Origin of the sequence: Rhizobium centroccidentale (genome assembly GCF_030182565.1) — a bacterium.
In the GTDB taxonomy this organism is placed as follows: domain Bacteria; phylum Pseudomonadota; class Alphaproteobacteria; order Rhizobiales; family Rhizobiaceae; genus Rhizobium.
The window spans coordinates 305486-326487 of sequence record NZ_JAQJCG010000004.1 but is presented as its reverse complement, the minus strand read 5'-3'; the positions used below and the strand labels follow the sequence as shown (position 1 = coordinate 326487).

Here is a 21002-nt window from a genome sequence, read left to right as displayed (position 1 = left end):
ATTTATGGATGCGGCGTCGGCCGAGGAGGCAGGCTCTTGATGTAGCGCGCGATGGCATCGCGATCGCTCTGCGGCAGCATCGCCATGTTGGTGACGACCTCGGCCATGGACGAGCCGACGCGGCCATGGTTCGGCGTGTCGCCACTCTTCAGCATTTCCGAGATGTCGGCTTCGGACCAGTTTCCGATCCGGCTCGGCGTGATATTGGGAACGAACCCCGTGCCTTCAGGATCCGTACCGCCGGCAAACCGTGTTTCGGGCTTTATCGCACCGAAAATGTTGCGCGACGAGTGGCATTCCGCGCAATGGCCCAGGGTTTCGACCAGATAGCGGCCGCGAGCCAGGACGGGATCGCTGGTGACAGTCCCCTGCATCTGTCCTTCACGGAAGAACAGCAATTTCCAAAAGCCCAGGAAGCGGCGCATGCGGAACAGGAAGAACAGATCATGCGCGGGCGGGCGACCGGAAACCGGCGCCAATGTCCTCAAATAGGCCCGCAAATCCCTGATGTCTTCGAGCCGTATGCCCGTATAGCTGGGATAGGGAAATACTGGATAATAATGCTGATGTCGCGGGGAAACGCCGCCGATCAAGGCATTGGCAAGATCGACGGTGCTCCATCTTCCGATGCCATCAACGGCATCGGAGGAAATATTGGGTGCACGAAATGTGCCGAAAGGCGATGCAAGTGCGAGGCCCCCGCCCAAATTCAGACGATCCTTCTGGCCCGGGGTAGCATGGCAGGACGCGCAGTCGCCAGCGGCGAATATAAGCTGGCCCCGCGCCGGATCACCGTTGTCTTGAAAGCGGGGATCATCCGCCGCAAAAGGCATGACAGGTTCCGTTACGAACCAGATCAGAACGGCGGCCAGCGTGGCCGCCAGGCACAGCCAAATCAGAATGCGCATGGTTCTATCGACCGATCCCGTGGGGCGTAAATGATGGCGCTCTCATAGAACTGATGATCGAGCCATCCGTTCCGCTTTGCAGGCGGCGGACCCCAGATTATCGGCGAGACACTCGCACGCACTATGTACATCAAATCTTGGCGGTTGCTCCACCTTCCCGCAGGAGCAGGAATTTCTGGGTGACTGCGGCCAGATTGTCGTTAAGCCAGTTTGCCATGGCCTCTTCTTCGGCGAGATTGGACTGCAGAGCTGTGGTGGCGGCGCTAAAGCCGCCGGCATCGGCGACAGTCAACAAGGACCTGTAGGCAGCGATTTCGAAGTTTTCGAAAGCGAAATTGGCAAAGGAGTTCTTTAGGATCTCGTCACCCGCCATGGTATGGCCCATGGCCGCCATCGTGCCGGTGAACGACAAGGCCATATCCTTCAAGGTCGAATGGTCTTCGTCCAGCCCCTCGAGCACGTCCTCGAGACGTGTAATCTGGCCTTCGGTTTCCCGAATATGCTGTTCGAGTTTCGCGGCGACTTCAGGATAGTGTTCGATGCGCGAGAGCTGCGGCTTCATGATGCTGAGCGCCTGATTTTCCATCGCATGGGCATTTCTGAGGCCGACGATAAACACGTCACGGATTTCGTTGTCTGCCATGATGTCCTCCATTGGCTGGAAACTCCGAACACAGACATGCCGGCATTGTTCCTGCGGAAGGCTGACTGCCGGAAGATTGGCGGGCATGCGTGTGGTTTACCGGGTACCGGGATCGCCGCGCGGGACTAAATTCGGGTATCCGGAAGGCTAATTCGACGTCGCCGGTTATGGCCTTGACGCTTGAAAGTGCACAAAAGTGCAGGTCGTGATCGTAAGCGCACACAGACGGCGTGGGCGCCGCCGCGGCATCCTCAAGAACCTGGTTGCTTAGTCGTGATCAACGAGCGTGGATGTCATTTGGATGTGCCTCAGCGGTGATCTTCACGAGGTTTCCGTGCGCAAGCGCCAGCAGCAGGGCAGATGTGTGAATGGCTTGGCAGATTCTGCCTGTGAGAGCCGCATTTATGGTTTCCGTCAGGGGTATATGATGCAATACGACCCGTTCTGAGGGATCATTCAGCGGCGCCTGGCATTCCTCGAGCCCGGTGGCGAGGACGATGTGGCTGTAGTTTGTTTGCATGGCCGGATTGGGCGCGAGGCGTCCGCAATAATGCCAATGGCGAGCCTCGAAACCGGTCTCTTCAAGAAGTTCACGCTTTCCGGCTTCCAAAGGCGTTTCGCCTGCATCTATTCCGCCACCGGGTACTTCGAGCGATATGATACCGAGCCCATGACGGTACTGTTCCAGCAACAGGACTGAGCTGTCGTCACCGATTGCAACGACATGCACCCAGTCAGGGTATGAAAGAACATAATAAGGAGAAATCGAGTGACCTTCGCTGGTTACGCAATCATCGGCCCTTACGTCGATCCAGCGATCCTTCAGAACCTGGCGCGATGATTGAATTGTCCACGGCTTCAATTCCATTGTCGTTTCCCTCCGTTAGCGCCATTTGGCCGAGAGTGGGCAAAAAATGTGACGACCCCGCGGCCAGAAGCCAGGTTTGCAATCGCTCAACGCGCATTGGCGATAAAGGTGCCCCAGATGAGTGGGAAAACGTCTTGCCGCCCAGGGGGAGTGAACTCATACATCGCATTCCTTCGGGCTTCCTTGCTGGGCGCAATAGTTAATGCACGGCGCGGGGGCCTGAAAGGGGGAACCAATTCGATTGCATGACAGTTAGGAGGACGAGGATGCAGAAAACAACGAGGAATGTCATGTCGAATGTTTCGAGAACAGGGACCGACGATATCAACAATGCAACCAGTAGAACAACCTTCGGACGATCGGTCGAAAGCAAGAGCCAGCTTCGGGATGCGGCAACCATTGCTTCGGCAACCGATGTCGAGGAGGCGCTGAATATCTACCGTTTGGAACCCATCGCCGCTCTGGACGATCCGCATTGGGACAACGCTCCCAATCAGGGTACGGTTATCGTAGCGGCCAGGACCGCAGGCGACGCGCGCATCGTGGCGGCGGGCAATGAGCTTGATTTTATGGAGGTCGATGCGGCCCCTGCCGAAGATGTGACGACCAGCAATGCGAGCGCATTTCGCGATGATAAGCTTTATACCGTGATCGAGATCGCCCGCGGCCGAACCGGCTTGAAACGCGGCGTGCTGGAGGGCGAGGTTTCCGTTGACACGATTCTTCCCACGCAAGTCGATAGCTGATCATTCGATCTGAAGCCAGGAACCGCAGCGCTACGAAAACGGTGGCACGCTGAACTCGGCAAGACGACATTTTGGATGGGAACAATGCCTGACGTTGCAAGTTCGGGAAGCCGCAACGGAGAGGACGATCCAGAATGCGCGGCTTGGAAAATCCAAAATCGGCGCCCGTTCGCATATGGCGCAGCACAGCTTTTGGTCTGTTGAGTTTTGGCCTCTCCTCATGTTCCCTAGCGGTATTGAACCCGGTTGGTCCCGTGGGCGCCGGTGATGCCGCAATTCTCATCAACGCGACCGTGATCATGCTCGCCATCGTGGTTCCGACCATCCTGCTGGCGTTCTGGATGGCATGGCGTTATCGCGCGTCCAATTCCCGAGCGGAATATCTTCCGTATTGGTCCTATTCCGGACGCATCGAAGCGGTCGTCTGGTCGATTCCGATCCTGACGATCATGTTCATCGGAGGGCTGATCTGGATCGGGTCGCACAGGCTCGACCCGTTCAGGCCGCTGCCATCGAGCAAGCCGACTCTCGAAGTCCAGGTCGTGTCTCTCGACTGGAAATGGCTTTTCATCTATCCGCAAAACGGGGTCGCTACCGTCAATCAAGTCGTCATCCCGACTGGCACGCCGGTACACTTTTCGATCACGTCTGCAAGTGTTTTCAACGCCTTCTTCGTGCCTCGGCTTGGATCGATGATCTACGCCATGCCTGGTATGATCTCGCAACTGCACCTCCAGTCGGATGAATCCGCTCGCCTGCGGGGCATATCCGCCCAATTTTCCGGCGACGGTTTCTCGGACATGCAGTTCGAGGTCAGAAGCGTCTCGGATGCCGAGTTTGAAACCTGGATGACGAGCGCACAGGCGACCGATCTTCCTCTTGATCGGGATGCCTATGGCAAGCTCTTACGGCAGAGCGAGCGCGTTCAGCCTGCGATCTATCGGTTGGCGGATCCCGGGCTTTTCGATGCCATCGTTCAACAGACGATTCCGCCAGGTCCCGGTCCAGAGGCCGAGTCCCCACAACATGCGGGTCGCGAGACTTCCACTGGCGGAAAGGATTGAACATGTTGGGAAAACTCGGTCTTTCGGCGATTCCCTTGTCTCAGCCGATCCCGCTGATCACATCCATTGCCGTCATCCTTATCGCGGCTGCGGTCTTGATTCTGGTCACCGTAAGAGGATGGTGGCCCTATTTGTGGCGAGAGTGGATCATGAGCGTCGATCACAAGCGTATCGGCATCATGTATTGCCTGCTCGGTGTCGTCATGCTCATCCGCGGCTTTGCCGATGCCATCATGATGCGCACCCAGCAGGCAGTCGCGATCGATGCCCCCGGTTATTTGCCGCCCGAACACTATAATCAGATCTTCACTGCACACGGAACGATCATGATTTTGTTCGGCGCCATGCCGCTCGTATTGGGATTCATGAATTTCCTCGTGCCGCTGCAGCTCGGCGTCCGCGACGTTGCCTTCCCGACATTCAACTCGGTTGGGTTCTGGCTGACAGCGAGCGGCGCGCTTCTGGTCAATGTGTCGCTCTTCATCGGCGAGTTTGCCCGCACCGGGTGGCTGCCATATCCGCCCCTCAGCGAGACGAGCTACACGCCAGGCGTGGGCGTCGACTACTATCTTTGGGCCGTGCAGATTTCCGGCATCGGGACCCTGATAACCGGCATCAATATCGTCACGACGATATTGAAGATGCGGTGCCAGGGCATGAGCTATCTCAGAATGCCGGTCTTTTGCTGGACGGCGCTGGCTTCCTGCCTGCTGATCGTGGCAGCCTTCCCGATCCTGACGGCGACGCTCGCCATGCTCACGCTCGATCGCTATGTCGGATGGCATTATTTCACAAATACGGCGGGTGGAAATCCGATGATGTTTGTGAACCTGATATGGGCATGGGGACATCCGGAAGTCTATATTCTCGTCTTGCCCGCCTTCGGCATCTTTTCAGAAGTCTTTTCGACCTTTTCCGGGAAACCGCTATTTGGCTACCGCTCCATGGTGGCGGCGACGATGTTTATTTGCATCGTTTCGATGCTGGTCTGGCTGCACCACTTCTTCACGATGGGGGCCGGCGCTGCGGTCAACACCTTCTTCGGCATCTCCTCCAGTATCATTGCCGTCGGCACCGGCGTGAAAATCTACAACTGGATCTTTACGATGTATGGCGGAAGAGTTCGTTTCGAAGTGCCAATGCTGTGGTCGATGGGCTTCATCTTCACTTTCACCATAGGCGGGTTGACGGGCGTCCTGCTCGCCATACCACCAGCGGACTTCCTGACGCATAATTCCATGTTTCTGGTGGCGCATTTTCACAATGTCATCATTGGCGGTGTCGTGTTCGGCGTTTTCGCGGGCATGGAATTCTGGTTTCCGAAAGCATTCGGTTTCCGGCTCCATGCAGGTTGGGGCAAAGCAGCCTTCTGGCTGGCTTTCGTTGGGTTTTGGGTGACGTTCACGCCTCTTTACGTTCTCGGACTTGATGGGATGACACGGCGGCTGCAGCACATCGACGTTCCTGAATGGGCGCCCTGGCTCTATGTCTCCGTCGCCGGTGTCGGCATTCTAATCCTGGGTATCATCGCGCAGGTCATTCAATTGGTGGTCAGCATTCGCGAACGGGAAAAGCTGCGGGATGTCACCGGAGATCCGTGGGATGGTCGTTCTCTTGAATGGGCAACCCCGTCGCCGCCGCCGTTTTTCAACTTCGCCGTCATGCCGAATGTCGAGGGTGAGGAGGCCTATTGGGGTATCAAACTTCGCGCCGTGGAATCACAGCAACTCTCTCCTGAACCGGATTACGAGCCGATCGAGATGCCGGTGAACAGTCCGGTTGGGATCTATACGGCCTTTTTCGCCACGGTCTTCGGTTTCGCGATGATCTGGTACATCTGGTGGCTTGCCATCGTGGCGCTCGTGGCGGCCTTCATCGGCTTCGTGGTCTTCGCATGGCGCGACGTTCATGAATTCGAGGTTTCGGCCGACGAGGTCGCGCGCGTCGATCGCGCCCGGCGCTCCGCTCGCGAGGCGATGCTTGCGCGCATATCCGAACAGGGAGCATTGCCATGACTGATACCGGCTTGCCGGCGAGCGTCGAAACCATACGGCGCGTTCGTGAAGACCCGCATCGTCTGGGCCACCGTGCTCACGGCTCGGGGGAGCCCGCGGTGGGAACTGGTCAGGGCGCTACCGGTCCTGCCGACAGGCGGATTCTTGTCGGCTACGGCTTCTGGATCTATCTGCTGAGCGACATCATCATTTTCTCGTGTTTCTTTGCCGCATTCGCCGTGCAAAGGGGAGCGACGGCAGGCGGGCCGACGATTGCCGATATCGTCGATGTGCAGCGCGTGGGATTCGAGACGGCGGCCCTGCTATTGTCGAGCTATACCTGCATGCTGTCATTTGCGGCGACGAACGCGCGCAACAAACTTTGGACGCTCATCTTCCTGCTTCTGACCGGCCTCTTGGGATTGATATTCGTTCTTCTCGAGCTCTGGGAATTCGTCGAGCTCGCCAATCGCGGCTTCACGCCGCAACGCAGTGCAATGCTCACTTCCTTCTATGGGCTGGTCGGGCTGCATGGCTTGCACGTCACGCTCGGCGGCGTCTGGCTGGCCACGATGATGGCCCAGGTTTTCATAAAAGGATTTCGCCGCGAGATCATTCATCGATTGATCTGCTTCAATCTCTTCTGGCATGCACTCGATATCGTCTGGATCGGCATTTTCACGATCGTCTATCTGATGGGAGTTCACTGATGAGTACCTTCGACACCGACACGGACGTATATGATAACCGACAAAATTTACGGGATGACCACGCGCCCGGCGATGAGCCACCGGAAGAAAGCGGTCACTGGGTGCTGAACGCAAACTTGGGGCTGGGATTTTCGATCATCCTGACGGCTGCTTCCTTCTTGCTGGCCACTTCCGACATCGTCTACGGGCCGGCAATTCCGGTAGCGCTGATCGTACTCGCAATCGCGCAAATGGGCGTGCATCTGGTGTTCTTTCTGCATATCACCACGGGTCCTGACAACACCAACAACGTCCTCGCCCTGGCATTCGGCATATTGGTCGTCGTGCTGATCGTTCTCGGTTCCATCTGGATCATGGATCATCTGAAGCAAAACATGATGCCGATGGATCAATTGATGAATATGCAGCCATAAGTATCTGGATTATGCGGCTAAAAGGGGAAGAAGACAGATACTTGGTGTCTCACCTGGTAGTGCTGTTCGGCGGCTTATATGGGTCGCCGCAATCAAGACTTTGGAACATCGATGGCTCCGCGGAGTTCGAGATCATCTTATCTGCTGTGGCGATAGCCAGTATCGTTCCAATGTCGGCAAAGCACAGAAATGCGGTGAAGGAGCTTCAATATGCCATCGAGGTGCTTCGCTCTTCTATTTGCGATCTGCATTTCGCTGACGGCTGGATATATGATCAGTTTCGTATGGCTTTCCGCTGCGACAACCTACTAGATTTTCATCCGGTCTATTCGAAATCCTGTCTTATTCCTTTGTGCGTGACTTACTCCGATCTTTTGGCGAAATCCGCATACCCGATTTGCCGATCGGCGTCACCAGATCCTTTTCAAGAACATTCGGGGCCATACCATCTTGCTCACTCGATTGCCGGATCGGAGCAGGATTATCAGATATGGTTTTCCTGGAAGGAGTGTTCGAACCGCCGGACTTTGTTTCGTTGCCTGTCATGATGCAGCCTTTCTTTAGAAACGAACCTTACTGCGAAAGAGCCGCAAAGTTCCACGAAATCAAATAGGCGAGAGGTATTTGCCGGTCGCACGGAACTTCCGCCGATTTCGCCGCTTAGGCGGAAATGACATCTTTCATGCGATTGTTTCATAGCGAACTGACAACCCTTAGACGCTCCCCGGTCATGACCGCGCGTGTCCGGAAAGTCTCGCAATGAAGCACCAGGAGAGCGATGGATCCCCGACTAGGCAACGTCATGAAGGAGTGAGCCTGCTCGGACGCGGTCTCATTTCTGGAGCGGCTGACGACGATCCCTCCGCAATCGGCACTTATGCCAGCGCCGGCGCACGCTTCGGTCTCGGGATGCTCTGGACGGCGCCCGTTACGCTGCCGATGATGTTCACGGTCGTGTACCTTTCGTCGAAACTCGGGCAGGTAACCGGACGTGGACTGTTTCAAGTCATCCACGACAATTATCCCCGATGGTTTCTTTATCTGGCGTTGGCCGGAGTCGTTATCGGCAATACGATCGAGGCCGCTGCCGATCTGGGCGGAATGGCGGCGGCCGTCAACCTTTTCGTGCCGCTTTCCGTTCCCCTTATCGTTGCCATGATGGCGGTCATTCTGCTCTGTCTACAGGTGGTGGGCTCCTATATCCTCATTCGCCGCATTTTCCGCTGGCTGGCCCTCAGTCTGCTGGCCTATGCAGGCGCGGCTATATTGGCGAAACCGGACTGGATGGCCGTTCTTAAGGGCTCGCTCATTCCATCCATCGAATTCAACGAGGAATTTCTTTCGATCATCGTGGCGATCATCGGTACCACGCTGTCGGCCTATCTCTACACCTGGCAATCCAATGAAGAGGTCGAGGAAAAAATCGCCGAGGGCAAGACTTCGGTGCAAGCCAGACGAGGCGTCAGCAGCTCGAAACTGGCCCGCTCCCGCAAGGAAATCCTTGTCGGCATGACGTTTTCCAACCTGGTCATGTACTTCATCATTCTGGCGACCGGCTCGACGCTGCACGTTCAGGGGCATACGGATATCCAAACTGCGGCTCAGGCGGCAGAAGCCTTAAAGCCAATCGCCGGGCATGCAGCTGGATATTTGTTTGCCGCAGGAATCATATCGGTCGGATTTCTGGCGGTTCCTGTCATGACGACGGGAGCAGCCTATGACCTCGCCCAGTCAATCGGCATCAAGGGCAGTCTGAACGCCAGCGCCCGAGAGGCGCCGGGATTTTACATCATTATCCTAGCGGTAACGCTGATTGCGGTCGTGATGAACTTCTTTGGCGTAAATCCGATGAAGGCTCTGGTATGGTCCGGCGTAGTCCAGGGGTTTTCTACTCCGCCCCTTTTGCTATTGCTGCTGTTGATGACGAACAACAAGGCAATCATGGGTGAGCATGTAAATTCACGTCTTATGAATGTCGCCGGCTGGTTGACAGTCCTGGCCATTTTCTCGGCCAGCGCCGGGCTGGTAGTGACGTGGGTCATATAGGATGGGAGACGGTTCGGTTTCGCCAGGCCGAATTTAGCGGCTGGATGGAAGGGACATCGGCCTGCTGGTGGAAGATTAAGCTCCTCACATCCGGCAGAAGATCTGACCTTGGAGGCTCAGATTGGCGCGCATGGATGCAACGCGGCGCTCCGCGTCTGCCAGATCATAGGCCCAGAAACTGATGCCGAACGTCCGCCCATCGATTTGGTAATCGGCCAGGAAACGGAACATGGTACGCCCGTTACGATCGCTTGTGCAGAACTCGGGTTCAGGGTGGCGATCACTTCGATGGACCTGCGGAAGCTGGATCACGTTCATTGTCGAAACTCCTGTCACTCATGCGCTTTCTCCGGCGATCCCGTGGTGATATCCCCAGTGGCCCTCGCCGATCCATTCTCAAACTTCCGGATACCATCGTTGTTCCAGCGCAGCAGTTTGTAGAGGGTGTCTGTAGAACGACCGGGCTTATGACCTGCTCTTTGGTTCTTGCAGGATCTTGCAAAGGTGGAGCAAGCGAAAGCGCAGCCGGTCTCGCAGTGTGGGAAGCATCAGGGCCGGCAATAGGCCGTGCCGTCGGCGGCTCTCGCCGGATGATCGACATATCGGCCGTCGGATGGCACGGCAATATCCCAGAAATTCGTCGCCAGCATATCGAGGCCTGCGCGCAAGCCAGTCCCGCCCAGCGCCGGACCATGTCCGCTGATCAATCGTTCCGGCTTGAGGCTGGCAATCTGCTTTGCTGATTGTTCCGATGCCTGCCAGTCGGTTGTCAGATAGCGAGGCGGACCATGCAGCCTGGGAGCCTGTGTCACTACGTCGTAAACGGATTCCTGGCCTGTGGTGATGACGGCGTCACCGGCGACGAGCGTGCGATCTCCTTCGCGCCAAAGGGAGATATGTCCCGGTGTGTGGCCGGGCGTATGCAGCCATGACCATTCGGAAGCGAAAGGCACGGTGCCGTCGGCAGGCAGGTTTTGAAGCCGGTTTTCGAGATTGGAGGGGCCACGCGGCAGCAGGGGCGACATGAGCGCAAAGCTTCCCCCGCCAACCCCTGGATCGGCGGGCGGATAAGACGCGCGTCCATCCAGGTAAGGATGCTCGAGCGGATGGGCGTAGACCGGAACGTCCCAAAAGGCGGCCAAGCGTTCGACAGAACCTGCGTGGTCGATATGTCCGTGAGTCAGGATGATGGCAGCGGGCCGGGACGTCGCACCGAAGCGACGCGCCGCTGCTGCCAAGATCCGATCCTGTGACGACGGCAAACCGGTGTCGACGAGGAGCCAGCTACTATCTGGCACAGGTCTGCCGAGAAAAATCACATTGACGATGGAGAGCTTCAAGTAGGCCACATCATCGCAGACTTTTCTCGTTCCATCCTCGTTTTCGACTTCGATGACATCGCTATCGCTGAGATGCAGCTGGTCATCCATATCCCGCACTCCGTTGCGAGCCAAATCCTCTTCGCGCAACCCCCAATCACTTCAGATCGATTGTGTGTCGCATCGGATGAGCGGATGAAAATACAGCGATGGTATGGCCATCCACTCATCCCCGGTGGCCATTTTACTTTGCAAGTTCCTTGGCCATTTGCAGATGCTGCTCTAGTTTCGGCCTCGTATTGGCAGCCCAGGTCTTCAGGCTCGCATCCTCGCCGCCGTTTCCATAGCGTTTGAAAAGATCAACTGCATTCGCATGAGCCGAACGCTGGTCCGCGTCGTAGCGTTTGACAAAGTCATTTCCCTGCATTTTCTGCAGCCGCCCCAGCATCTTCTTCTGGCTTGAACTCATCTCGGTCGGCAGTGTCGCCTTGACCTTTCCACTGTTGACGAGATCTTTCAGCTCATTCGTTGTCTTTTGGTGGTCATCAATCATTTGCTGAGCGAATTTTTTCGTTTGATCATTGCCGCGCTGCAGGGCGAGCTTGCTCGATTCAATTTCAAACATATCGCTGCTAGCGGCTTCATTGACAAAGTCTTGCGTATTCGGCGCCGCCCCCACGAGAGAGTTAACGCCTGTCTTCTCTGCTGCTGATTGGGAGTATGCTGGCGCCGCTGCCAGCGCTACCGCAATAGTGACGATCGCGAGCTTCATGCCGGTCTCCTTTTCATATCTGCTTTCATGGAATCCAAGTAACTTCCGTTTGGCTTGGTTTCCTGCTGTTTGAAGGTACGCGGCAGCTACCGCGCGTTAGAAAAAATGATGGTACCGTTCAGTATCCATTCGGCGAGTGTCAGCAACGCGATCACCAAAAGCGCAAGCACGATCAGGTATCCCGCCCGCCGTTTTTTACTCTTCTGTTGAGGACTGTCGTTTGCAGACACAATCGGATCTGTTTCGACAGAATTTTTCTCGTCATCATCCCGCATTTCTTCTCCTTCGAGATAGTCGCAACGCAACTACCGCAGGCGAGGAATGTTCCCGGGCCGGAACAATAAATCTGCACCGTGTGTCGATGCCGGTTCCCCAGCCCAGAGGGAACAATCGGCAGAAATAGAAGTTGAATGTTCCAAAGGTGCCTTTGCTGCGGCGCACCCTGATTGGATGGCCGAGGTGAAGCACTGTGCCGGCAAATTGATGGAGATGTATGATGGCTCACGCAGGAAAAAAGCAGTTCTCCCGCGGATCGAAAGGCAAAGGTGACGCGTCAGGCGCCGCTACCACACTTGAAGAGGGCAAGGTCGGAGAAAATGCCGTTCTGTCCAACCGTGACAAGGCGCAACATTCGAGGCAAAGAGGTCTCGACAGCCGCAACGTTCAGACAGAACAATATCGCGATCACGTCAGCAATCGCCGGTGACGAAGCGAACGGGCTGCCATGTCCGCAGGGATGCCCAAGGGTGATCGATGAGGATATGGCAAGATAGCGATCGCCCGGTACCGGTCCATGAGCGACGGGGAGTGTCGATGCAAAAGCCGATTATTACCTGAATCAATCGCGACAATTCCAGATTTCAACCACGATGCAGCAAAGTGCCAAGCCATTGTTGTCAGGGACTGCGGAGAAAGCGAGCTTTCTCATTAATGGCAAGAATTATTTTTCGTGCCTTGCCGCGGCGCTAAACGAGGCTAAACGGGAGATCTGGATTATTGGCTGGAACTTTAATCCGGAAATATCGCTGGAACCGGAAAAATCGGAAGCAACCCTGGGAGACGTCCTCGAACGAGCAGTCCATTCCAACCCGGATTTGCAGATTCGCATTCTGGTTTGGGCACTTGGGCCAATCTATTCGGATAAGTCCCTGAGAATATTTTTTCGAAAAACCTTCCCGAAGAGTAATCGTATCCAGTTACGCTTTGCCGTTCAGCCCGTCTTGCTTGGCTGTCATCATCAAAAGCTTGTTTGCGTTGACGACAGCGTCGCGTTCCTGGGCGGCATCGATCTGGCATCGCGCAGGTGGGATACACGCGGCCATCGGGTCGGAGATCAGCGCAGACGAGATTCGGAGGGCCTGCCCTACGAAGCGGTGCACGACCTGCAGGTCATGGTAAGTGGGCAGGCAGCGAGGATCGTCTCTGAGATTGCCAGACAGCGGTGGGCGGCGGCAACTGGCGAGCGGCATGAACCCTTGGCATGTACTTGCGAGCATGAATTGCAATGCGAAGAATCTCTTTCTCTTTCCAACATACCAATCAGGCTTGCCGTCTCGAATCCCACGAGAGCATCGCGGCGGCGCGAGAATCTCGGAAGCGTCCTAGCCAAACGGATGATCGATGCAGCGAGGCGTCATCTCTATATCGAAACGCAATATCTGGCCTCCTTCAATATTGCCGAAACATTGGCTGCGCGTTTGAAGGAGAAGGAGGGGCCTGAGATCGTGATCGTCTGTGCGTCCTGTTCGCATGGTCTGATCGAAAAGATGATCATGGATAGGAATAGGGATAGGATCATTGCGAAACTTAAACACGCCGACGAGTTCGACCGTTTGCGCGTTTTCTATCCGGTCATTCCGGATGGGACGCACCAGATACCTCTTTTTATTCATTCAAAATTGTTGATCGCAGACGACGACTTAGTACGAATTGGCTCGTCGAACCTCAACCATCGTTCGGAGAATTTGGATACGGAGTGCGACATTCTGTTTGAGGCGCAAAGCGCCGAACATAGGAGGGTCATCCGCAGTCTGCGTCACAGCCTTCTTTCGGAATTTCTCGGCTGTTCTTCCAAAATGCTCGATCAGGTTTTTGAGCAAAACGGCTCTCTTATCCGTGCGATCGAGGCGCTCGATCTTGGGGCAAGGGGCCTGAGACCGCTTCACTCGAAAAGCCGAAAGACCACACCTGTTTTAGGGACGGCACTGTTCGATCCCGCACGGCCCTGGCCGCCATTACCCCTACGTCGTGTCGCGGGTCGATTGCGCCGCATGCTCCGGTTTGGCTGATTGCCGGCTGAAGATCAGTTCGGTAATCATCATCGTGATGCCGCCGAACAGAAGCGGAATGAGATAGTAGATCAAGCGAAATGCGATCAAGGCTCCGATCGAGGCGGCACTCGGAACAGCATATGCCAGGGTTGTCTCCAGAATACCGAGACCTCCGGGAACGTGCGTGGTCAGGACGAGAGTGTTGGCAAGCACGAATGCGGTGATGGTGCGAAAATAGGATACCTCGGCATAAGCAGAAAACAATGCGTAAAGGCATGCCGAGACGAAGGCAAAATTCACCGTGCCAATCGCAATTTGTGCCAGAGCTATCCCGGCTTGAGGCAATTCAAATGACCAGTGCCATAAGGTCAGCCGCCCTCGCAGGTATTTAGCCAGAATAGCATAGATCACAGCAACGCAAAGAAGAGCGCCACCCAGTATCCGCAGAGTTGGAGGATCGGCATGGAGCAGCGTAACGATATCTTCCGAAGCGACAAGCAAGGCGATACCGCCGATGGTTACCAAGCCAAGGGCGACCGTCACACCGGAAAATAGAATGATCTTCGCGACATCTTCCATGCTAAAGCCCCAGCGAGCATAATAGCGATAACGAAATGCACCGCTGCTGAGCCCTGCAAATCCCATATTGTGGCCCATCGACAGGCTGATAAGGGATGCCAACGCAATTTTTGGATATGGCAAGGACTTTCGAAGCGACAGAATGGCCAGATAATCGAAGCCGGTCAGGCTGATATAGGAAGCCGCCGCGAAGAGGATCGCTGCCGCAAGGTACGGGAGGGGGAGTTTGCGCAGCGATGCTTCAATCTCCTCCAGGCTGTAGTGCGAAAGGATCCGATAAAGAAGAAAGAGTGCCAGGCAAAGCGCACCAAGCATTGCCGCATTCCATATCAAGCCTTTCCGGGTCATCGGTCTACCTTTGTTCGAACCGGCTATCGGCGGAACGACTGGGCGGCTTCGGTGTTCCCCACATATGACCAACGAGAAGCGAATCAGAATACTCACCTACAATGTGCACAGCTGCATTGGCACCGATCGCAAGGTGGATCCGGCTCGGATCGCATCCGTCATTGCTCAAACACAGGCTGATATCGTGGCGCTGCAGGAAATCGACGTCTGTCGTTTGCGGACAGGGCGTATCGACCAGGCAAGCATGATCGCGTCGCTTTTGAAGATGGAAGCTCATTTCAATCCGACCCTGACATTCGCCGAGGAGCAATATGGAGATGCAATCATAACCAACTGGCCGACAAGGGCGGTCAAGGCTGGTCCGTTGTCCTCGAGAGGTGAGCCTCGCGGCGCTCTTGCAGTCGAGATTGTCATCGGCGATGTCATATTGAACGTCGTCAATACACACCTCGGTCTTCGTGGGCGAGATCGTATTCAGCAAATGACGACGTTGCTGGGTCCCGCATGGCTGCATGCTTCCGTGAAGCCAGGGGCGACGATCCTGTGCGGCGATTTGAACGCCGTTGCCGCATCCGCCACGTATCGGCTGATCGGCCGGCTCCTGAAAGATGTCCAGCTTCAGAGAAAAGGCCCGGCGCGTCCGACCTTTCCCTCCAGATACCCTCTAATGCGCCTTGATCATATATTTGTCAGTGAGGATATTCGTGTCGTGGATTCTGTCGTCCTGCAAAACAAGCTGACGAAGGTTGCTTCCGATCATCTTCCGCTCATCGCCGATCTGATCCTCGCGGGCTAACGATTACGCCTGCTGACCGAATCATCTCGCCGGAACAAGCTCGGCAAACCCTGAGAGACAGGTCGGCGCCGGGGGAACATTCAATCAACCGCAGGGTTCGAAGGCGAGACAGGAGTGTAAGGCCTGTCGCTGCAGGCAATGCGCTCGAGAGGAGCCGCTACCATGGCCATTTGCAGAACAACGGGAGATCAGATGTCGGATGCGATCGGCCTTGCTGGTTATGGACGTGCGCCCATTGTCGCCGGAAATAGCTTAGTCGCCGCCAGTGGCAAGCTCCGCGCGGGTGTGCTGACGTTTCATGGCTGTATCAACTATGGGTCCTATTGGCAGGCGCGCTGCCTGGTCGAAGGATTGCGATCGATGAGCGTCGACGCAGTGTTGCTGAACCACAGGTCAAAACGCGTGGATTTGGCGGAGTGGCGTTGCGCATTTCGGCCACAGCTTCCGGTGGCGACTGCTAAAGAAGATTACCCGCTTTACCGGAAGAAGATCCGCAAATTCCTCGACGCGATCTCCCGGCTGCCACTATCCGCACCATTCGCGTTAGAGAATCCATCGGCTATCGAAGATCTTCCGGTGGTCATCGTCGGTAGTGACGAGGTCTGGAATTTGCATCATCCCTGGTATGGTGGCAGCGGTCTCTTCTTTGGCGAAGGCTTGCAGAAGCCTCTCCTTTCCTCCTACGCAGCCAGCTTCGGAAATTTCAATTCGGCGCAGCGGCTGAACGGCCACTGGGCCGAGCAGCTCCGTAACTTCTCGCGGATCTCGGTGCGCGACTTGAATTCGAAGCGCCTTCTCGGTGAAGCTTTAGGACTGGAGGCCGAATTGGTGCTCGATCCGTGCCTTCAGTTCCCCCGAGCAATCTTGGATGCTGGTAAAGAAGAGTCGTTATCTCCTTATACGGCTGTTTACGGGCACAGCTTTCCGGCCTGGTTTCAGCGAATGGTTCGTGATTGGGCGGACATGAATAATACCCGGCTGATCAGCATCGGATATAGGAACAATTGGGCTCATGAACACCGCATCGGCGCGGGTCCGGAAGAATTCGCCCGCCTGATCGGCGGCGCCAGTGCAGTGGTAACGAATTTCTTCCACGGCTGCGTATTTGCTCTCGTCAACGAAAAGCCCCTGGCCTGCGTCCTCTCCGATTATCGATCGAACAAGCTGCGCGATCTGGCGGCGATGGTCGGGATCGAGGAAAGCGTCATATCTGAATTCAGCCCCGCTTCCCAATTGCATCTGGCTTTGACGGAAGCGCCGCGGCCGGATGTTGCCTGGCATATCGAAAGTCTTCGTCACAACTCCAGCACCTTTCTCAATCATGTCCTCGAGCAGGTATTCTGATCCATTGGGAAATACCGGCCGGTTGAGCCCGGCTGATGTCATTCGCTCCGGGCTCTGTATCGGATGTGGTGCCTGTGCGGCGCGCACGCATGAGAATGACGTCCATATGGAGTTCGATCGTTTCGGACAATGGAAGCCGCGTGCAAGTGACGGCTGGATGCGAGATCGAACTGCGGATTTTTCCCGGATATGCCCGTTCTCTCCGACAAGCAGGAACGAAGATGCCCTTGCAGAACAGCTTTTCCCTTACGCCCGGAAAACCGACTCTCAGCTCGGCCGATGGGAAGCGGCATTCGTCGGTCATGTCGCCGAAGGCGCCTTTCGCGCCAGAGGCAGCTCCGGAGGTATGGTCACATGGGTCGCAACTGAGCTCCTTTGCAATGGGCTTGTCGATGCTGTCGCGCATGTTGTCGAAAGAAGCGGGCCGGCATGCGGTGAGCGCTTGTTTTCCTATACGCTTTCACGCGATCCGCAGGCCGTGATGGCCGGCGCCAAGTCGCGCTACTACCCGGTCGAGATGTCGAAGGTGCTCGAGCAGATCAGGCAGACGCCAGGTCGATATGCGGTGGTCGGCGTTCCCTGCTTTATAAAGGCGTTGAGATTGTTGAGCAGCGTCGATCCCATCTTGAAAGAGCGCATTGCCTTCACGCTCGGGCTCTTTTGCGGGCATATGAAGAGCGCGCGCATGACCGAGAGCTTCAGCTGGCAGATGGGCCAACGGATTCAGGATGTCGAGCGGATCGACTATAGGTCAAAATCCTCGGATCGCCCGGCCAACTGGTATCGCGCGAGCCTCGGGCTGCAAAATGGCGAGCTCCGGGCTCGCGACTGGTGGAACCTTGTGGACGGCGACTGGGGCGCGGGCTTTTTCCAGAATTCGGCCTGCAACTATTGTGACGACGTGGTTGCGGAGACCGCGGATATAGCCTTCGGCGACGCCTGGCGGGAGCCGTATTCGTCAGACGGGCGAGGAACCAATGTCGTCATCGTGCGCTCGAAAGCGCTTCTCGAGCTCATCCGCGCCGGAACGGAGTCCGGACGCATTTGCCTATCGCCCGTCGACGAAGCTTTCGTTGTCAGCACCCAGGCCGCCGGTTTTCGGCAAAGACGGGAAGGCTTGGCCTTCCGCCTGAGTTTACCGCGATTTGGCATGCGCCCTCAAAAGCGCGTCGCTGCGGCAAGACATGGGTTGGGTATCCGGCGCAGGATGATCTACGGCATGCGCTCAGCCATCAGTTTCTGGAGCCATCGTGTCTTTTGGCTCGCCCGTGAAATGCATTTGCCGGGTCTTTATCTGAGCTGGGCTCGCCTCATGCTGAGCTGCTATCATGCGCTGGCCTATTCGCGCGGACCTATGGGTCGGTTGCTCGATCGCTTTTGTCCGGACAGGAAGCCATGAGGACTTAGAAAGCCGTCATAGCCGATGGCGGACGGTCGAAGCGATCAGCGGCCTGATGAGGGGCATAGCGCTCGACTATTTCGCGGCAGAATTCGGCGAATTCCTCGGGCACCAGCGGTGCACTCGTATGATGAGGGGCGATGCCTCGATGCTCCGGCGTGAAACAGAAGGTGACCGTGACATCGAAGTCTTCGAGGCTGCGCATTTGCCGATCGAACCAGCCCAGCGCATTGGGACGGAAGCGATCCGCCCAGGAAAGGCCTGTCCTGACCGATTTCACTCCGAGCCGCTTCATCCAGGCGACAGCCTCATCAAGTCGCGGATCTTCGAAGTGGAACCATTGAACCAAGCCGAGTTCCGGGGCATGCCGGGCGAAGGCCTCAAGGGCCGGTTTCGGCGTTCCATCCTCCCGCAGAAGACCCATGTAGTAGTGCCGATAATAGGAAGAACCTTCCGCCTCCTTGTGGCGCGTCGTCGCTTCCCATGATCTCGGAAGGTCAAACAGACTGTACCACTGGAATTGCGGCACCTTTCCCTTGAGCAGCTCGACGGTACGGTTCAAGCCCCAAAGCTGCACGTCTTCGGCGCCAAAACTGGATACGCCCACCTCGCTGACCCAGACGGGAAGATCGGTGACACCAGCGATTTCCGCAATTCTCTGCGGCCATTCGTCGATCTGCCAGAGATTCCAATCCAGCGGAAAGCCGTGGACTGCGACGGCGTCGAGATGGTCCAGGACGCCGTAATTCTTCATTCGGTCCATGAAAGCGGGATCGATCGGAGAGATGCCGCCAAGCACCTTGATCAGATCAGGATTCGCAAGTGCGATCGCGTCAGCGGCCAATATCGCCATTTCGGCAAACCGGCTCCAGTCCGGATCTATCTCCGGATCCCAGTGCGACTTGTTGTTTGGTTCGTTCCAAATCATAGCTGCTTTGATCATGCTGGCCTCCCGCGACAAGCTCATGGATTCATTTCATTGAGGGTGATGATTTTCGCTCCCCAATCTCCGACGACCATATGGGTCACGGATGCCGGCGCCACATCGAACCTCAGCCAAGCGTCGATCGGCAGGCCGAGAATGTGGCTGACGGCCGCCTTGATGACATCGCCGTGGGAGACGAGCGCCAGCCTCTTGCCTTCGGCGTTGCTGGAGAGGTCTTCAATCAAATTCCAAACGCGCGTCTGGACCTCGAGCATGGCTTCGCCGTTCGGCGCCCTTACAAGGCTGCGCATCGTGTTCCAGCGGCGCCATTGGGTGTCTTGATCGAGCATCGAAAAGGTCTTGCCGGTCCAATCGCCGAAGTTCACTTCATCCAGCGCCTCTTCGATCTGTGGGGAACCCAGCCCGCATGCCGAGACGATTGCCTCCGCCGTCTGCCGGGTCCGTTCACGCGGGCTGCTGTAAACCGCGTCCAGATCTTCGCGCATCATGCGCAACCCAAGGCGGTTTGCCTGCGACAAGCCGGCTTCGCCGAGAACGATCGCCGGTGTGCGGCCTGCAAGAAAAGCGCCGAGATTGTCGTGAGCTGCGTGACGAACAAGGAAGAAGGTCGTCGTCATTCCGCCGCTCCGGGCAGGGCATCCTCCTGGTCCTCGATGAACGCCTGCGTGCGCCTGCGGGCTTCCTGATCGGTGAATTGGCGGGGTGGCGATTTCATGAAGTAGCTCGAGGGACCGACCAGAGGGCCGCCGATGCCGCGATCGAGCGCCAGTTTGGCGCAGCGTATCGCGTCGATGACCACACCGGCCGAATTGGGCGAATCCCATACTTCCAGCTTCAATTCCGCATTGAGCGGTACGCCACCGAACGTCGTCCCCTCCAGCCTGATATAGGCCCATTTGCGATCCGCGAGCCATGGAACATGATCACTGGGTCCGACATGGATGTCCGTCGGAGCAAGCGGAACATCGAGCTGGCTCGTCACCGACTGCGTCTTGGAGATCTTTTTCGATTCAAGCCGCTCGCGTTCCAGCATGTTGAGGAAATCCGTATTACCGCCGAAGTTCAGCTGATACGTGCGATCGATCCTAACGCCGCGCTCGCGGAAGAGGTTGACGAGCATGCGATGGACGATCGTCGCGCCCACCTGGCTCTTGATGTCGTCCCCGATGAGGGGCAGGCGACTTTCGGCAAAGCGGCGCTGCCATTCAGGCTTCGAGGCGATGAAAACGGGGATGCAGTTGACGAAGGCGCACCCTGCGGCGAGCGCCTGTTCGGCATACCATTGCGTGGCCTCCTCGGACCCCACCGGAAGATAGGAGACAAGCACTTCGGTCTGAGTCTGGCGCAAAATTTCGGCAACGTCGGCGACCGGCTCTTCCGATTGCGGGATCTCGTCCTTCAAATATCGACCCAGACCGTCGAGGGTGTGGCCGCGGTTGACCTTGATGCCTGTCGGCGCAACCTCGGCAAAACGCTGGGTATTGTTCGGCTCTGCGTAAATGGCCTCGGCGACATCCTTCCCGACCTTCGAAGCGGCAATATCGAAAGCCGCCGAAATCTCGACGTCGCGAACATGGTATCCGCCGAGATCCACATGCATGAGGCCGGGGACCGGCTCGTTGCTTTCAGCATCGCGATAATAGGTCAGCCCCTGCACGAGCGAGGACGCGCAATTGCCGACACCGACGATAGCTACTCGAATGGAATGGGAACGCATGTCTTTCTCCAGCATCTACAAAGCCATCTTCAAACAAAGAGCGGAGACAACTGTTCCAGAAAAAATCATTCGATGGATCGCAAGCCGGTTTCGCGCGTTCGATATGGTTCGGACTGAAGA

At 56.6% G+C, this 21002-nt stretch carries 23 protein-coding genes; 12 read left to right on the top strand and 11 right to left on the bottom strand.

Annotated features, from left to right (window positions below; all coding sequences use genetic code 11):
- Positions 1–2: 2 nt before the first annotated feature.
- From PH562_RS08320 to PH562_RS08310, 3 genes are all read right to left on the bottom strand, one after another.
- Complete coding sequence (locus tag PH562_RS08320; RefSeq protein ID WP_285172609.1) at positions 3–908, bottom strand: c-type cytochrome; 906 nt, start codon at positions 906–908, stop codon at positions 3–5.
- A gap of 130 nt (positions 909–1038) precedes the next feature.
- Complete coding sequence (locus tag PH562_RS08315) at positions 1039–1551, bottom strand: ferritin-like domain-containing protein (RefSeq protein ID WP_285172608.1); 513 nt, start codon at positions 1549–1551, stop codon at positions 1039–1041.
- 277 nt (positions 1552–1828) lie between these two features.
- Positions 1829–2419 (bottom strand): NUDIX hydrolase, encoded by a 591-nt coding sequence (locus tag PH562_RS08310; protein WP_285172607.1) that lies wholly within the window; start codon positions 2417–2419, stop codon positions 1829–1831.
- 290 nt (positions 2420–2709) lie between these two features.
- Here PH562_RS08310 and PH562_RS08305 point away from each other — a divergent pair, with 290 nt between their 5' ends.
- The 7 genes from PH562_RS08305 (at position 2710) to PH562_RS08275 (ending at position 9392) form a co-directional block, all read left to right on the top strand.
- Positions 2710–3165 carry a hypothetical protein gene (locus PH562_RS08305; RefSeq protein ID WP_285172606.1) on the top strand — a complete coding sequence of 152 codons (456 nt, stop codon included), beginning with the start codon at positions 2710–2712 and terminating at the stop codon, positions 3163–3165.
- A 134-nt stretch (positions 3166–3299) separates the two neighbouring features.
- Positions 3300–4229: a ubiquinol oxidase subunit II gene (gene cyoA / locus PH562_RS08300; protein ID WP_285172605.1), complete on the top strand. Its 930-nt coding sequence runs from the start codon at positions 3300–3302 to the stop codon at positions 4227–4229.
- A 2-nt stretch (positions 4230–4231) separates the two neighbouring features.
- Positions 4232–6244 carry a cbb3-type cytochrome c oxidase subunit I gene (locus PH562_RS08295; RefSeq protein ID WP_285172604.1) on the top strand — a complete coding sequence of 671 codons (2013 nt, stop codon included), beginning with the start codon at positions 4232–4234 and terminating at the stop codon, positions 6242–6244.
- Positions 6241–6933: a cytochrome c oxidase subunit 3 gene (locus PH562_RS08290; RefSeq protein WP_285172603.1), complete on the top strand. Its 693-nt coding sequence runs from the start codon at positions 6241–6243 to the stop codon at positions 6931–6933. The genes PH562_RS08295 and PH562_RS08290 overlap by 4 nt, the downstream gene beginning before the upstream one ends.
- Entirely contained in the window at positions 6933–7346 is a 414-nt protein-coding gene (cyoD, locus tag PH562_RS08285) for a cytochrome o ubiquinol oxidase subunit IV (protein ID WP_285172602.1), read from the top strand. The genes PH562_RS08290 and cyoD overlap by 1 nt, the downstream gene beginning before the upstream one ends.
- Positions 7347–7390: 44 nt before the next feature.
- Positions 7391–7894: a hypothetical protein gene (locus PH562_RS08280; RefSeq protein ID WP_285172601.1), complete on the top strand. Its 504-nt coding sequence runs from the start codon at positions 7391–7393 to the stop codon at positions 7892–7894.
- A gap of 211 nt (positions 7895–8105) precedes the next feature.
- A complete protein-coding gene (locus PH562_RS08275; RefSeq protein ID WP_285172600.1) occupies positions 8106–9392 on the top strand; it encodes an NRAMP family divalent metal transporter in 1287 nt (428 codons plus the stop codon).
- A gap of 84 nt (positions 9393–9476) precedes the next feature.
- Here PH562_RS08275 and PH562_RS08270 read toward each other — a convergent pair whose 3' ends face one another.
- The 4 genes from PH562_RS08270 to PH562_RS08255 all read right to left on the bottom strand — a co-directional run bounded on the left by PH562_RS08270 (position 9477) and on the right by PH562_RS08255 (position 11758).
- Positions 9477–9710: a hypothetical protein gene (locus PH562_RS08270; RefSeq protein ID WP_285172599.1), complete on the bottom strand. Its 234-nt coding sequence runs from the start codon at positions 9708–9710 to the stop codon at positions 9477–9479.
- Positions 9711–9940: 230 nt separating this feature from the next.
- Positions 9941–10822 (bottom strand): MBL fold metallo-hydrolase, encoded by an 882-nt coding sequence (locus tag PH562_RS08265; protein ID WP_285172598.1) that lies wholly within the window; start codon positions 10820–10822, stop codon positions 9941–9943.
- A 133-nt stretch (positions 10823–10955) separates the two neighbouring features.
- Positions 10956–11483: a DUF4142 domain-containing protein gene (locus PH562_RS08260; RefSeq protein WP_285172597.1), complete on the bottom strand. Its 528-nt coding sequence runs from the start codon at positions 11481–11483 to the stop codon at positions 10956–10958.
- 86 nt (positions 11484–11569) lie between these two features.
- Positions 11570–11758 (bottom strand): hypothetical protein, encoded by a 189-nt coding sequence (locus PH562_RS08255; RefSeq protein WP_285172596.1) that lies wholly within the window; start codon positions 11756–11758, stop codon positions 11570–11572.
- Between the two features lie 221 nt (positions 11759–11979).
- On the opposite strand from PH562_RS08255, the gene PH562_RS08250 reads away from it, so the two are divergent.
- Positions 11980–12189 carry a hypothetical protein gene (locus tag PH562_RS08250; protein WP_285172595.1) on the top strand — a complete coding sequence of 70 codons (210 nt, stop codon included), beginning with the start codon at positions 11980–11982 and terminating at the stop codon, positions 12187–12189.
- 163 nt (positions 12190–12352) lie between these two features.
- Positions 12353–13771 (top strand): phospholipase D-like domain-containing protein, encoded by a 1419-nt coding sequence (locus PH562_RS08245; protein WP_285172594.1) that lies wholly within the window; start codon positions 12353–12355, stop codon positions 13769–13771.
- Here the strand turns inward: PH562_RS08245 and PH562_RS08240 are convergent.
- Positions 13724–14680, bottom strand: coding sequence for a lysylphosphatidylglycerol synthase domain-containing protein (locus tag PH562_RS08240; RefSeq protein ID WP_285172647.1), 957 nt, complete (start codon positions 14678–14680; stop codon positions 13724–13726). The genes PH562_RS08245 and PH562_RS08240 overlap by 48 nt on opposite strands.
- A 64-nt stretch (positions 14681–14744) precedes the next feature.
- On the opposite strand from PH562_RS08240, the gene PH562_RS08235 reads away from it, so the two are divergent.
- From PH562_RS08235 to PH562_RS08225, 3 genes are all read left to right on the top strand, one after another.
- Positions 14745–15476 carry an endonuclease/exonuclease/phosphatase family protein gene (locus PH562_RS08235; RefSeq protein WP_285172593.1) on the top strand — a complete coding sequence of 244 codons (732 nt, stop codon included), beginning with the start codon at positions 14745–14747 and terminating at the stop codon, positions 15474–15476.
- 192 nt (positions 15477–15668) lie between these two features.
- A complete protein-coding gene (locus PH562_RS08230; RefSeq protein ID WP_285172592.1) occupies positions 15669–16820 on the top strand; it encodes a polysaccharide pyruvyl transferase family protein in 1152 nt (383 codons plus the stop codon).
- Positions 16798–18219 (top strand): Coenzyme F420 hydrogenase/dehydrogenase, beta subunit C-terminal domain, encoded by a 1422-nt coding sequence (locus tag PH562_RS08225; protein ID WP_285172591.1) that lies wholly within the window; start codon positions 16798–16800, stop codon positions 18217–18219. Before PH562_RS08230 ends, PH562_RS08225 begins: the two co-directional genes overlap by 23 nt.
- A 4-nt stretch (positions 18220–18223) precedes the next feature.
- Here PH562_RS08225 and PH562_RS08220 read toward each other — a convergent pair whose 3' ends face one another.
- The 3 genes from PH562_RS08220 to PH562_RS08210 are packed head-to-tail and all read right to left on the bottom strand — an operon-like array spanning position 18224 to position 20882.
- Entirely contained in the window at positions 18224–19162 is a 939-nt protein-coding gene (locus tag PH562_RS08220) for a glycoside hydrolase 5 family protein (RefSeq protein WP_285172590.1), read from the bottom strand.
- 20 nt (positions 19163–19182) lie between these two features.
- Positions 19183–19782, bottom strand: coding sequence for a histidine phosphatase family protein (locus PH562_RS08215; RefSeq protein WP_285172589.1), 600 nt, complete (start codon positions 19780–19782; stop codon positions 19183–19185).
- Positions 19779–20882: an inositol-3-phosphate synthase gene (locus tag PH562_RS08210; RefSeq protein ID WP_285172588.1), complete on the bottom strand. Its 1104-nt coding sequence runs from the start codon at positions 20880–20882 to the stop codon at positions 19779–19781. Before PH562_RS08210 ends, PH562_RS08215 begins: the two co-directional genes overlap by 4 nt.
- Positions 20883–21002 lie beyond the last annotated feature (120 nt).

What these genes read in the sequence shown, in the direction of transcription:
- PH562_RS08250 (WP_285172595.1), top strand. Translation starts at nt 11,980, where the DNA reads ATGGCTCACGCAGGAAAAAAGCAGTTCTCCCGCGGATCGAAAGGCAAA.
- PH562_RS08290 (WP_285172603.1), top strand. Translation starts at nt 6,241, where the DNA reads ATGACTGATACCGGCTTGCCGGCGAGCGTCGAAACCATACGGCGCGTT.
- PH562_RS08320 (WP_285172609.1), bottom strand. Translation starts at nt 908, where the DNA reads ATGCGCATTCTGATTTGGCTGTGCCTGGCGGCCACGCTGGCCGCCGTT.
- PH562_RS08225 (WP_285172591.1), top strand. Translation starts at nt 16,798, where the DNA reads ATGTCCTCGAGCAGGTATTCTGATCCATTGGGAAATACCGGCCGGTTG.
- PH562_RS08220 (WP_285172590.1), bottom strand. Translation starts at nt 19,162, where the DNA reads ATGATCAAAGCAGCTATGATTTGGAACGAACCAAACAACAAGTCGCAC.
- PH562_RS08210 (WP_285172588.1), bottom strand. Translation starts at nt 20,882, where the DNA reads ATGCGTTCCCATTCCATTCGAGTAGCTATCGTCGGTGTCGGCAATTGC.
- PH562_RS08260 (WP_285172597.1), bottom strand. Translation starts at nt 11,483, where the DNA reads ATGAAGCTCGCGATCGTCACTATTGCGGTAGCGCTGGCAGCGGCGCCA.
- PH562_RS08310 (WP_285172607.1), bottom strand. Translation starts at nt 2,419, where the DNA reads ATGGAATTGAAGCCGTGGACAATTCAATCATCGCGCCAGGTTCTGAAG.
- PH562_RS08245 (WP_285172594.1), top strand. Translation starts at nt 12,353, where the DNA reads ATGCAGCAAAGTGCCAAGCCATTGTTGTCAGGGACTGCGGAGAAAGCG.
- PH562_RS08235 (WP_285172593.1), top strand. Translation starts at nt 14,745, where the DNA reads ATGACCAACGAGAAGCGAATCAGAATACTCACCTACAATGTGCACAGC.
- PH562_RS08305 (WP_285172606.1), top strand. Translation starts at nt 2,710, where the DNA reads ATGTCGAATGTTTCGAGAACAGGGACCGACGATATCAACAATGCAACC.
- PH562_RS08265 (WP_285172598.1), bottom strand. Translation starts at nt 10,822, where the DNA reads ATGGATGACCAGCTGCATCTCAGCGATAGCGATGTCATCGAAGTCGAA.
- PH562_RS08255 (WP_285172596.1), bottom strand. Translation starts at nt 11,758, where the DNA reads ATGCGGGATGATGACGAGAAAAATTCTGTCGAAACAGATCCGATTGTG.
- cyoA (WP_285172605.1), top strand. Translation starts at nt 3,300, where the DNA reads ATGCGCGGCTTGGAAAATCCAAAATCGGCGCCCGTTCGCATATGGCGC.
- PH562_RS08215 (WP_285172589.1), bottom strand. Translation starts at nt 19,782, where the DNA reads ATGACGACGACCTTCTTCCTTGTTCGTCACGCAGCTCACGACAATCTC.
- PH562_RS08275 (WP_285172600.1), top strand. Translation starts at nt 8,106, where the DNA reads ATGAAGCACCAGGAGAGCGATGGATCCCCGACTAGGCAACGTCATGAA.
- PH562_RS08240 (WP_285172647.1), bottom strand. Translation starts at nt 14,680, where the DNA reads ATGACCCGGAAAGGCTTGATATGGAATGCGGCAATGCTTGGTGCGCTT.
- PH562_RS08315 (WP_285172608.1), bottom strand. Translation starts at nt 1,551, where the DNA reads ATGGCAGACAACGAAATCCGTGACGTGTTTATCGTCGGCCTCAGAAAT.
- cyoD (WP_285172602.1), top strand. Translation starts at nt 6,933, where the DNA reads ATGAGTACCTTCGACACCGACACGGACGTATATGATAACCGACAAAAT.
- PH562_RS08230 (WP_285172592.1), top strand. Translation starts at nt 15,669, where the DNA reads ATGTCGGATGCGATCGGCCTTGCTGGTTATGGACGTGCGCCCATTGTC.
- PH562_RS08295 (WP_285172604.1), top strand. Translation starts at nt 4,232, where the DNA reads ATGTTGGGAAAACTCGGTCTTTCGGCGATTCCCTTGTCTCAGCCGATC.
- PH562_RS08270 (WP_285172599.1), bottom strand. Translation starts at nt 9,710, where the DNA reads ATGAACGTGATCCAGCTTCCGCAGGTCCATCGAAGTGATCGCCACCCT.